The organism is Simplicispira sedimenti, from assembly GCF_022760965.1.
GTDB classification, from domain to species: domain Bacteria; phylum Pseudomonadota; class Gammaproteobacteria; order Burkholderiales; family Burkholderiaceae_C; genus Simplicispira; species Simplicispira sedimenti.
The window spans coordinates 1-12,298 of record NZ_JAKVIJ010000003.1 but is presented as its reverse complement, the minus strand read 5'-3'; the positions used below and the strand labels follow the sequence as shown (position 1 = coordinate 12,298).

Here is a 12,298-nt window from a genome sequence, read left to right as displayed (position 1 = left end):
TCAGTCCGCAGAGGGCACTTCGGTACCGGTGGCGGCATTGGCCGCAGCATCGGCCTCGCCGTCCTGCGCCAGACCCGCCATTTCAGCGGCTTCGGCTTCGGCGATGGCGCGGCGCTCGGCGTCGTCCATGGCGTCCTTGGCCTTGCGTGCCTGGTGGTAGGCCAGACCCGTACCGGCAGGAATCAGACGACCGACGATGACGTTTTCCTTCAGGCCACGCAGCTCGTCGCGCTTGCCCATGATGGCAGCCTCGGTGAGCACGCGGGTGGTTTCCTGGAAGGAAGCGGCCGAGATGAACGAGTCGGTGGACAGCGACGCCTTGGTGATACCCAGCAACAGGTTGCTGTAGGTCGCGGGAATCTTGCCCTCGGCCTGCAGTGCCTCGTTGGTGTTGAGGATCTCGGAGCGCTCGACCTGCTCGCCAGCGATGTAGGCGGAATCGCCCGAGTTTTCGACCACGACGCGACGCAGCATCTGGCGCACGATCACTTCGATGTGCTTGTCGTTGATCTTCACACCCTGCAGACGGTACACGTCCTGCACTTCATCAACGATGTAACGCGAGAGTTCCTCGATACCCAGCAGGCGCAGGATGTCTTGCGGATCGGCCGGGCCGTCCACAACCAGCTCGCCCTTGTTGACCACCTGGCCTTCGTGCACCAGGATGTTCTTTTCCTTGGGGATGAGGTCTTCCCAGACCTTGCCATCGGGGTCGGTGATCTGCAGGCGGATCTTGCCCTTGGTCTCCTTGCCGAAGGACACGGTACCGGTGACTTCAGCCAGCGTGCCCTTGTCCTTGGGCGTACGCGCCTCGAACAGCTCGGCCACGCGCGGCAGACCGCCGGTAATGTCGCGGGTCTTCTGACCTTCGATCGGGATACGGGCCAGCACTTCACCGGGACCCACGCCCTGGTCGTCGCGCACCTGGATCAGAGCACCGACTTGGAAGCCGATGGTCACCGAATGGTCGGTGCCAGGGATCTTGACTTCGTGGCCGTTGGCATCGATCAGCTTGACCTGGGGTTTGACCACCTTGGCCGAACCACGGCGCTTGGGGTCGATCACCACCAGCGTGGACAGGCCGGTGACCTCGTCCACCTGCTTGGCCACGGTGAGGCCTTCTTCCACGTTCTCGAATTTCACCGTACCTGCGTACTCGGTGATGATCGGACGGGTCAGCGGGTCCCAGTTGGCCAGGATGGTGCCAGCCTTGATCTGCTGGTCTGCCTTCACGGTCAGCGTGGCGCCGTAGGGCACCTTGTGGCGCTCGCGCTCGCGGCCGTGCTCGTCCTGGATGACGATCTCGCCAGAGCGCGAGATGACCACCAACTCGCCCTTGGAGTTGGTCACATAGCGCATCGTGGCGTTGAAGCCGATGAAACCGTTGGACTTGGCTTCCACGCTGGAAGCAATGGCTGCACGCGACGCTGCACCACCAATGTGGAAGGTACGCATGGTCAGCTGGGTGCCGGGCTCGCCAATGGACTGGGCGGCGATCACACCCACGGCCTCGCCGAGGTTGATCAGGCCGCCACGACCCAGGTCGCGCCCGTAGCACTTGGCGCACAGGCCGAAGCGGGTTTCGCAGGTCAGCGCGGTGCGCACCTTCACTTCGTCCACACCAGCGGCTTCCAGCTCTTCGATCAGGTCTTCGTCGAGCATCTGGCCCGGCTGGGCCATGACCGCACGGGTTTCGGGGTGCAGCACTTCTTCAGCCGCGGTGCGGCCGAGGATACGGTCGCGCAGCGACTCGATCACCTCACCGCCCTCAACGATGGCGCGCATCAGCGTACCGTTGGACGTGCCGCAGTCCTCTTCGGTCACCACCAGATCCTGCGTTACATCGACCAGACGGCGGGTCAGGTAACCCGAGTTGGCCGTCTTCAGCGCCGTGTCCGCCAGACCCTTACGGGCACCGTGGGTGGAGATGAAGTACTGCAACACGTTCAGACCTTCACGGAAGTTGGCCGTGATGGGGGTCTCGATGATGGAGCCGTCGGGCTTGGCCATCAGGCCGCGCATACCGGCAAGCTGACGGATCTGGGCGGCAGAACCGCGGGCACCGGAGTCGGCCATCATGTAGATGGAGTTGAACGACTCCTGGTCCACTTCCTTGCCGTGGCGGTCGACGGTCTTTTCCTTCTTCAGGTGGTCCATCATGACCTTGGAGATGTCGTCACCGGCCTTGCCCCAGATGTCCACCACCTTGTTGTAGCGCTCGCCAGCGGTCACCAGACCGGAGGAATACTGCTGCGCGATTTCCTTCACCTCGGTTTCGGCGCGCTCGATGATGGTGTGCTTTTCGGCAGGCACCAGCATGTCGTCCACCGCGATGGAAATACCCGCGCGGGTGGCCAGACGGAAACCGTTCTGCAGCAACTTGTCGGCGAACACCACCGTTTCCTTCAGACCGCACTTGCGGAAGGACACGTTGATGAGCTTGGAGATTTCCTTCTTCTTGAGCGCCTTGTTGATGTTGGCAAAAGGCAGGCCCTTGGGCAGGATTTCCGACAGCAGCGCACGGCCCACGGTGGTGTCCACGAGCTTGGTCTCGGGCACGAACTCGCCCGTGGCCTTGTCCTTGGTCCACTCGGTCAGACGGACGCTGATCTTGGCGGTCAGTTCGACCACACCGGCATCCAGCGCACGCTGTACCTCGCAGGTATCGGCAAACACCAGGCCTTCGCCCTTGCCGTTGATGCGCTCGCGGGTGGCGTAGTACAGACCCAGCACCACGTCCTGCGAAGGAACGATGGAGGGTTCGCCGGAAGCGGGGAACAGCACGTTGTTGGAGGCCAGCATCAGCGTGCGGGCTTCCATCTGCGCTTCCACCGACAGCGGCACGTGAACGGCCATCTGGTCACCGTCGAAGTCGGCGTTGAAGGCCGCGCAGACGAGGGGGTGCAGCTGGATGGCCTTGCCTTCGATCAGGATGGGCTCAAAGGCCTGGATACCCAGACGGTGCAGCGTGGGCGCACGGTTCAGCAGAACCGGGTGCTCCTTGATGACCTCTTCCAGGATGTCCCACACCACCGGCGTGCCGGATTCGACTTCCTTCTTCGCCGCCTTGATGGTGGTGGCGATGCCCATGGCTTCCAGGCGCGAGAAGATGAAGGGCTTGAACAGCTCCAGGGCCATCAGCTTGGGCAGACCGCACTGGTGCAGCTTGAGCGTTGGGCCCACGGTAATCACGGAACGACCGGAGTAGTCCACGCGCTTGCCCAGCAAGTTCTGGCGGAAACGACCGGACTTGCCCTTGATCATGTCGGCCAGGGACTTCAGAGCACGCTTGTTGGCGCCCGTCATGGCCTTGCCGCGGCGGCCGTTGTCCAGCAAGCTGTCCACGGCTTCCTGCAGCATCCGCTTTTCGTTGCGCGCAATGATCTCGGGAGCCTTGAGCTCCAGCAGGCGACGCAGACGGCTGTTGCGGTTGATGACGCGGCGGTACAGGTCGTTCAGGTCCGACGTGGCGAAGCGGCCGCCGTCCAGCGGCACCAGCGGACGCAGGTCCGGCGGCAGCACGGGCAGCACTTCGAGCACCATCCACTCGGGCTTGATGCCGGACTTCTTGAAGGCTTCCAGCACCTTCAGGCGCTTGGCGTTCTTCTTGACCTTGACTTCGGAGCCCGTCAGGTCGCCACGCAGGCGCTCGATCTCGGTATCGATATCTATCGACTCCAGCAACTCGCGAATGCCTTCAGCGCCCATCTTGGCCTGGAACTCGTCGCCGTATTCCTTGAACTTCGCGTCGTAGTCATCCTCGGACATGATGCTGTACTTTTTCAGCGGGGTCATGCCGGGGTCGGTCACCACATAGGCTTCAAAGTACAGCACGCGCTCGATGTCGCGCAGCGTCATGTCCAGCACCAGGCCCAGGCGCGAAGGCAGGGACTTGAGGAACCAGATGTGGGCGCAAGGCGCAGCCAGATCGATGTGGCCCATGCGCTCGCGGCGCACCTTGGTCTGCGTGACTTCCACGCCGCACTTTTCGCAGATCACGCCACGGTGCTTGAGGCGCTTGTACTTGCCGCACAGGCACTCGTAGTCCTTGATCGGGCCAAAAATCTTGGCGCAGAACAGGCCATCGCGCTCGGGCTTGAACGTGCGGTAGTTGATGGTTTCGGGCTTCTTCACCTCACCGAAAGACCAGGAACGGATCTTCTCGGGCGACGCCAAGCCTATGCGGATGGCATCGAAATGCTCGTCGGGGGTGAACTGCTTGAACAGGTCGAGTAGCGATTTCATAAGACTCTTTCCCTTTCCGAATTAGGAGCGCTCAAGCTCGATGTCCAGGCCCAGGGAACGGATTTCCTTGACCAGAACGTTGAACGACTCGGGCATGCCTGCCTCGATGGTGTGCTCACCCTTGACGATGTTCTCGTACACCTTGGTACGGCCTTGCACGTCGTCGGATTTGACAGTGAGCATTTCCTGCAGCACGTAGGACGCGCCATAGGCCTCCAGCGCCCACACTTCCATCTCACCGAAGCGCTGGCCACCGAACTGTGCCTTGCCGCCCAGCGGCTGCTGCGTGACGAGCGAGTATGGGCCGGTCGAGCGGGCGTGCATCTTGTCGTCTACCAAGTGGTGCAGCTTGAGGTAGTGCATGTAGCCCACCGTGGTGGTGCGCTCGAAGGCGTCGCCGGTACGGCCGTCGTACAGCTGAGCCTGGGTGCGCGTTGGCGTCAGACCCTTGGCCTTGGCGATATCGTCCGGATAGGCCAGCTTGAGCATGTCGCGGATTTCCTGCTCCGTGGCTCCGTCGAACACGGGGGACGCAAAGGGCACACCCGTGGTCAACTCTTGCGCCATGGCGCGCAGCTCGCCGTCCGACAGCTTGGCAAGGTCTTCCTTGCGGCCAGCGGTGTTGTAGATCTGCTCCATGAAGGTGCGGATCTCGGCGGCGGCGGCCTCGCGCTGAAGCATGTCGCCTATGCGCTGGCCCAGGCCCTTGCCGGCCCAGCCCAGGTGGACTTCCAGCACCTGCCCGATGTTCATGCGCGAAGGCACGCCCAGCGGGTTGAGCACGATGTCCACAGGCGTACCGTCGGCCATGTAGGGCATGTCTTCCACCGGCGTGATCTTGGAGACCACGCCCTTGTTGCCGTGGCGGCCGGCCATCTTGTCGCCAGGCTGCAGGCGGCGCTTGACGGCCAGGTACACCTTGACCATCTTCAGCACGCCTGCGGGCAGCTCGTCGCCTTGCGTCAGCTTCTTGCGTTTTTCTTCGAAGGCCAGGTCGAAGCTGTGGCGGGTCTGCTCCAGCGAATTCTTGATCGACTCCAGTTGCGCGGCGACTTCGTCTTCGGCGGGGCGGATGTCGAACCAATGGAACTTGTCCACGCCGTCGAGGTAGGCCTTGTCGAGCTTGGTGCCCTTGGCCAGCTTCTGCGGACCACCATTGGCCACACGGCCGATCAGCAGCTTCTCGATACGGTCGAAGGCGTCGGCCTCGACGATGCGCAGCTGGTCGTTCAGGTCCAGGCGGAAGCGCTTGAGTTCATCGTCGATGATCTGCTGGGCGCGCTTGTCGCGCTGGATGCCTTCGCGGGTGAAGACTTGCACGTCGATCACCACACCCTGCGAGCCCTGGTCCACGCGCAGCGAGGTGTCCTTCACGTCAGACGCCTTCTCGCCGAAGATGGCGCGCAGCAGCTTTTCTTCGGGCGTGAGCGTGGTTTCGCCCTTGGGCGTGACCTTGCCGACCAGCACATCGCCGGGCTGCACTTCGGCACCCACGTAGATGATGCCGGACTCGTCCAGGCGGTTGAGCTGCTGCTCCGACAGGTTGGGGATGTCGCGCGTGATTTCCTCTGGCCCCAGCTTGGTGTCGCGGGCCATCACCACCAGCTCTTCGATGTGGATGCTGGTGTAGCGGTCATCGGCCACCACACGTTCGCTGATCAGGATCGAGTCTTCGAAGTTGTAGCCGTTCCAGGGCATGAAGGCGATCAGCATGTTCTGACCAATGGCGATCTCACCCAGGTCGGTGGAGGCACCGTCGGCAATCACATCACCCTTGGCCAGCTTGTCGCCCTTCTTGACGATGGGACGCTGGTGGATATTGGTGTTCTGGTTGGAGCGCTGGTATTTGATGAGGTTGTAGATGTCCACACCCACTTCACCGGCCACGGCTTCGTCGTCGTTCACCCGGATCACGATACGGGTGGCATCGACGTAGTCCACCACGCCGCCGCGCGTGGCCGTGACCACGGTGCCGGAGTCGACGGCGGCAACGCGCTCGATGCCCGTACCCACCATCGGTTTTTCCGGGCGCAGCACAGGCACGGCCTGGCGCGACATGTTGGCGCCCATCAGTGCGCGGTTGGCGTCGTCGTGCTCCAGGAAGGGCACCAGCGAAGCAGCCACCGACACGATCTGCGCAGGCGACACGTCCATGTACTGGATCTGGTCGGCGCTGACCAGCACCGATTCACCCTTTTCGCGCGCAGACACCAGTTCGTCGACGAGACGCCCTTCAGCGTCGAGACCGGCGTTGGCCTGGGCAATGACGTACTTGCCTTCTTCAATGGCCGAGAGGTAATCAATCTCGTTGGTCACCTTGCCATTCGCCACTCGGCGGTAGGGCGTTTCGATGAAGCCGTACTCGTTCAGGCGTGCGTACAGCGCCAGCGAGTTGATCAGGCCGATGTTCGGGCCTTCCGGCGTTTCGATAGGACAGACGCGGCCGTAGTGGGTCACGTGCACGTCGCGCACTTCAAAGCCTGCGCGCTCGCGGGTCAGACCGCCCGGGCCCAGGGCCGAGACGCGGCGCTTGTGCGTGATCTCGGCTAGCGGGTTGGTCTGGTCCATGAACTGCGACAGCTGCGAGGCACCGAAGAACTCCTTGAGCGCCGCGGAAATCGGCTTGGAGTTGATGAGGTCGTGGGGCATCAGCGGCTCTTGCTCGGCCTGGCCCAGACGCTCCTTCACAGCCTTTTCGATACGCGCCAGACCCGTGCGGTACTGGTTTTCCGCCAGTTCACCCACGCAGCGCACACGGCGATTACCCAGGTGGTCGATGTCATCGACTTCGCCGCGGCCATTGCGCAGATCGACCAGGATCTTGACCACAGAGAGGATGTCCTCGTTGGTCAACACCATGGGGCCTTCGGCGCTATCGCGGCCCACGCGGGCGTTGAACTTCATGCGCCCGACGCGCGACAGGTCGTAGGTGTCTGCGCTGTAGAAGAGACGCTGGAACAGCGCCTGCACGGCGTCCTCGGTGGGAGGTTCGCCAGGGCGCATCATGCGGTAGATGGCAACACGCGCGGCGAATTCGTCCGTGGTTTCGTCGATGCGCAGGGTCTGGGAAATGTAGGGACCCTGATCCAGTTCGTTGGTGTAGATGCACTGCAGCTCTTGCACCGACGCCGAACGCAGCTTCTTCAGCAGTGCCTCGGTCAGTTCTTCGTTGGCCTTGGCGAGGATTTCGCCGGTGTCGCCGTCAACGATGTTGCGCGCCACCACGCGGCCAATCAGGAAGTCTTCAGGGACGCTGATGTGCGTGGTGCCGGATTGTTCCAGCTCGCGGGTATGGCGCGCGGTGATGCGCTTGTCCTTGGCCACCACCACCTTGCCCGACTTGTCGGTGATGTCGAAACGGGCCACCTCGCCACGCAAGCGCTCGGGCACGAATTCCAACAGGGCGCCGCTGTCCATCAGGCGGAAGTTGTCATTGACGAAGAAGTTCGCCAGGATGGACTCGGGGTTCAGGCCGATGGCCTTGAGCAGGATGGAGACCGGCATCTTGCGACGGCGGTCCACGCGGAAATACAGAATGTCCTTGGGGTCGAATTCGAAGTCGAGCCAGGAGCCACGGTAGGGGATGATGCGCGCCGAGAACAACAGCTTGCCAGAGCTGTGCGTCTTGCCCTTGTCATGCTCGAAGAACACGCCTGGCGAACGGTGCAACTGCGAAACAATGACGCGCTCTGTGCCGTTGATGATGAAGGAGCCCTTGTCGGTCATCAGGGGCACTTCACCCATGTAGACCTCTTGCTCCTTCACTTCCTTGACCACCTTGGACTGCGCCGTGGACGATTCGCGGTCATAGATAATCAGCTGAACCTTGGCACGCACGGCCGACGCGAAGGTGAGTCCACGGGTCTGGCATTCGCGCACATCGAAGGCGGGCTTGGCCAGGTTGTACTCCAGGAATTTCATCTCGACAAAACCGTTGTGCGAGACGATGGGGAAAGCCGAATTGAATGCGGCCTGCAAGCCTTCAATGGTTCGTTTTTTCGGCGGTACGTTGGCCTGCAGAAACGCTGTGTAGGCGTCCTTTTGCATCTGCAGGAGGTAAGGTACCTTCAGCACGCTGTCGCGGCTGCCGAAACTTTTGCGGATACGCTTGCGTTCGGTATAAGAGTAGGCCATGAGATCTCCGGGCTAAGACTGGGGTCCTGGGTCTTCGACGACGGAACTGCGGAAGGAAATGCCGCAGGCTTGGCGGTTGGCCACTACCAACCATGGCGGACGGCGATGCCTTGCACATCGCCCGGACCAAGGCGCCTTCTGCTGTCGGGTTCGTCAGAAGACACTTGAAAACTGGTGGGAAGCATCCGTCTGCTCCAGCCAGTTTTCAAGTGCGCTCTGGAAGCGCCAAAGGCTGGAGGCCCTGTGAGGACGCTCCAGCCCTTGAAAGAGACCGAGTTACTTGAGTTCGGCCTTGGCGCCGGCTTCCACCAGCTTCTTGACGGCAGCTTCGGCGTCGGCCTTGGCAATGCCTTCCTTGACGTTCTTGGGAGCGCCGTCCACCAGATCCTTGGCTTCCTTGAGGCCCAGGCCGGTGATTTCGCGCACTGCCTTGATGACGGACACCTTGTTGGCGCCAGCGTCGGTCAGCACCACGTTGAATTCCGTCTTTTCTTCGGCAGCAGCAGCGCCAGCGCCACCGCCAGCAGCAGCGGGGGCGGCCATGGCGGCAGCGCTCACGCCAAACTTCTCTTCAATGGCCTTGACCAGGTCATTGAGTTCCAGGACCGTCATGCTGTCGAGAGCGGTCAGAAATGCGTCTTTATCGAATGCCATTTTGATTTCCTAACAATTAGTTAACAGGTCGGTCAGCACATTGCTCAGGCAGCAACGGCTTCGCCTTCGCCTTTTTTGGCCGCCAGGGCACCCAGCACCACGGCGGTGCGGGACATCGGCGACATCAGCAAGCCACACAGCTGGGCCAGCAGCACTTCCTTCGTAGGAATGTTGGCCAGTTGCTTAACGCCGTTGACGTCCAGGGCCTTGCCACCGAAAGCACCGCCACGAATCACCAGCTTGTCGTTGGTTTTCGCGAAATCGGCCACCACCTTAGCGGCGGCCACGGCGTCTTCGGAGAAGCCATAGATCAGCGGACCAGTCATCTGGTCTGCCACCACGTCAAACTGGCTGCCTGCCACAGCACGGCGTGCCAGGGTGTTCTTCAGAACACTCAGGCTCACACCCTTGCTGCGTGCATCAACGCGCAGTTTGGTCATGTCGGCGACCGTGATGCCACGGTATTCCGCAATCACAAGCGTTTGAGCTTTAGCGGCGAGGCTGGTCACTTCACTGATGACCGCTTCTTTCTCACTGCGATTAAGACTCAAGGTCTACTCCTTTAAATGCACTTCGGGACAAGTCCCTTCATGCGCTCTTGTTGCAGCGACCAACTGTGGAGGAAAAATCATTCCATCTGCAGCGGGATCGCCATCTGCGCTGGCCTTGAAGGATTAAGCGCCTGTCGGCACACCAGCGGTCTTGGATGGCCCACCACACGGGTGCGGTAGCCCACCACCGAGGCACCTTTCGGCGCCTCAAGATTTCGCGCAATTACGCTGCGATGGTTTGCGTGTCGATGCGAACACCCACACCCATGGTCGAGGACAGGGCAACCTTGCGAAGGTACAGACCCTTGCTCGTAGCAGGCTTGGCCTTGTTCAGGGCTTCGATCAGCGCAGACAGGTTGGCCTGGAGCTTGTCGTTGTCGAACGAGCGACGACCAATGGTGCTGTGCACGATACCGGCCTTGTCCACACGGAACTGGACCTGGCCAGCCTTGGCGTTCTTCACGGCAGTGGCCACATCCGGCGTCACCGTGCCGACCTTGGGGTTAGGCATCAGGCCGCGGGGGCCCAGGATCTGACCCAGGGTACCAACCACACGCATTGCGTCCGGTGCAGCAATCACGACGTCGAAAGGCATGTCACCCGCCTTGACCATGGCGGCAAGATCGTCCATACCCACGATGTCAGCGCCCGCTGCCTTGGCCTCTTCAGCCTTGGCGCCTTGCGCGAACACTGCGACACGGGTGGTCTTGCCGGTACCGGCAGGCAGCACCACGGCGCCGCGCACGACTTGATCCGACTTCTTGGCATCCACGCCCAGTTGCACGGCCACATCGATCGACTCGTCGAACTTGGCAGTGGCGGCATCCTTGACGATGGCCAATGCCTCGGTCAATGGGTACAGACGGGTGGATTCCACCTTGCCCTGCAGGGCTTTTTGCTTCTTGGTCAGCTTGGCCATTTACACACCCTCCACCGTCACGCCCATGGAGCGCGCAGAACCTGCAATGGTACGAACAGCGGCATCCAAAGATGCAGCGTTCATGTCCTTCATCTTGGTCTTGGCGATTTCTTCCAGCTGAGCGCGGGTGATCTTGCCGACCTTGGTCTTCAATGCATTGGCGGAACCCTTTTCCAGCTTGATCGCCTTCTTGATCAGCGTGGTCGCCGGAGGGGTCTTGATGATGAAAGTAAAGCTCTTGTCTGCGAATGCCGTGATCACGACGGGCAGAGGAAGGCCGGGCTCCACACCTTGGGTCTGCGCGTTGAACGCCTTGCAGAACTCCATGATGTTGAGACCGCGCTGGCCCAGAGCGGGACCAATCGGGGGAGAGGGATTGGCCTTACCAGCTGGCACTTGCAGCTTGATGAAGCCGACGATTTTCTTCGCCATTTTTAAGACTCCTTACGGGTACTAGCGCCTGCCGCAAAACTGCATACAGGCTCCCCGGGGGTTGTCGACTCGTTCATACACAGGGCGTTGAGTCGTAGAAACGCCAATGGACCTGCTGTGTTCAGGTTTTTTCTATCTGGCTGAATTCCAACTCGACTGGCGTGGAGCGTCCGAAAATCATCACGGACACGCGCACACGGCTCTTTTCGTAGTTGACATCTTCCACAGTGCCGTTGAAGTCTGTGAACGGACCTTCCTTGACGCGCACCATTTCACCCACCATGAACTCGATCTTGTGGCGCGGCTTGTCGGTGCCTTCCTGCATCTGACTGACGATCTTTTGCACTTCGTCTTCAGAAATTGGAGCGGGGCGATTTTTGGCGCCCCCCACAAATCCGGTCACCTTGCTGGTGTGCTTGATCAGATGCCAGGTGTCATCGTCCATGACCATCTCGACAAAGACGTAGCCAGGGAAGAGGCGCCGCTCGGTCGTCTTGCGCTGGCCATTCTTCATCTCGACCACCTCTTCGGTGGGCACCAGAATGCGACCGAACTTATCCTGCATTCCAGAACGTGCGATACGTTCAGCGATGTTGCGCTCTACCGCCTTCTCCATGCCGGAGTAGGCATGAACGATGTACCAGCGCAAATCGGGATTGGCAGCAGAAGCGCCCTGCGCAGCACCACCCAGTTCAACATCAGCGCTCATTTATTTTCTCCAGCCCAGGATCAGATCGTAGAGCACCCACTCGAGGGTTTTGTCCGTGAACCAAAGGAACAGAGCCATCACGACAGCAAACGCAAATACGTAGCCCGTCATCTGGACCGCTTCTTTGCGGCTGGGCCAGACCACCTTTTTGGCTTCGCGCCAGGCGTCTTTGGAGAAAGCAACAAGCTGGCGACCAGATTCCGACACCAAAAAGACTGCCGCAGCCAGAGCCAGCCCCACAATCAAAGCACCCCATTGAATCATGGGGCCCTGCTTGCTCAGCAGGTAAAAGCCAGCCACCGAGCCCAAAACCAGCAGCACTACCGCCGCCAACTTTGCTTTGTCCTGCCCTGTACTGACTGTCTCAACTTGCGAAGTGGCCATCACTGCCTATCCTCAATAATTCGGTGCCGCTCAAGACACTGAAGCCCGCCAGAGACTGGCGGGCCTTGGTTGCCACTATCAGATGGCAGGGGCAGTAGGAATCGAACCTACAACCTTCGGTTTTGGAGACCGACGCTCTGCCAATTGAGCTATACCCCTAGACCTTATTACTCGATGATCTTGGCCACGACGCCGGCGCCGACGGTGCGACCGCCTTCACGGATGGCGAAGCGCAGACCTTCTTCCATGGCGATGGGGTTGATCAGCTTG

General features: G+C 61.0%; 9 protein-coding genes and 1 tRNA gene. All 10 read right to left on the bottom strand.

Annotated elements, in window-relative coordinates; genetic code table 11:
• Window positions 1-4,245, bottom strand: coding sequence for a DNA-directed RNA polymerase subunit beta' (gene rpoC / locus MJ602_RS04300; RefSeq protein WP_243019551.1), 4,245 nt, complete (start codon window positions 4,243-4,245; stop codon window positions 1-3).
• A gap of 21 nt (window positions 4,246-4,266) precedes the next feature.
• A complete protein-coding gene (gene rpoB, locus MJ602_RS04295; protein WP_243019549.1) occupies window positions 4,267-8,379 on the bottom strand; it encodes a DNA-directed RNA polymerase subunit beta in 4,113 nt (1,370 codons plus the stop codon).
• Between the two features lie 276 nt (window positions 8,380-8,655).
• A complete protein-coding gene (gene rplL / locus MJ602_RS04290) occupies window positions 8,656-9,033 on the bottom strand; it encodes a 50S ribosomal protein L7/L12 (protein ID WP_005797571.1) in 378 nt (125 codons plus the stop codon).
• A gap of 44 nt (window positions 9,034-9,077) precedes the next feature.
• Complete coding sequence (gene rplJ / locus MJ602_RS04285; protein ID WP_162017629.1) at window positions 9,078-9,584, bottom strand: 50S ribosomal protein L10; 507 nt, start codon at window positions 9,582-9,584, stop codon at window positions 9,078-9,080.
• Window positions 9,585-9,807: 223 nt separating this feature from the next.
• The gene (rplA, locus tag MJ602_RS04280) at window positions 9,808-10,503 is read right to left on the bottom strand and encodes a 50S ribosomal protein L1 (protein ID WP_162017630.1); all 696 of its coding nucleotides are present in this window, start codon (window positions 10,501-10,503) and stop codon (window positions 9,808-9,810) included.
• Window positions 10,504-10,935, bottom strand: a complete 432-nt coding sequence (gene rplK / locus MJ602_RS04275; RefSeq protein WP_162017631.1) for a 50S ribosomal protein L11 — start codon at window positions 10,933-10,935, stop codon at window positions 10,504-10,506.
• A gap of 121 nt (window positions 10,936-11,056) precedes the next feature.
• Entirely contained in the window at window positions 11,057-11,644 is a 588-nt protein-coding gene (gene nusG / locus MJ602_RS04270; RefSeq protein ID WP_162017632.1) for a transcription termination/antitermination protein NusG, read from the bottom strand.
• Window positions 11,645-12,028 carry a preprotein translocase subunit SecE gene (gene secE, locus MJ602_RS04265; protein WP_162017633.1) on the bottom strand — a complete coding sequence of 128 codons (384 nt, stop codon included), beginning with the start codon at window positions 12,026-12,028 and terminating at the stop codon, window positions 11,645-11,647. It abuts the gene before it with no gap.
• A gap of 83 nt (window positions 12,029-12,111) precedes the next feature.
• Window positions 12,112-12,187: transfer RNA gene (locus tag MJ602_RS04260), tRNA-Trp, on the bottom strand.
• A gap of 8 nt (window positions 12,188-12,195) precedes the next feature.
• Window positions 12,196-12,298 (bottom strand): EF-Tu C-terminal domain-related protein (locus tag MJ602_RS04255; protein ID WP_479725626.1); only part of this gene is annotated, 103 nt, incomplete at its 5' end.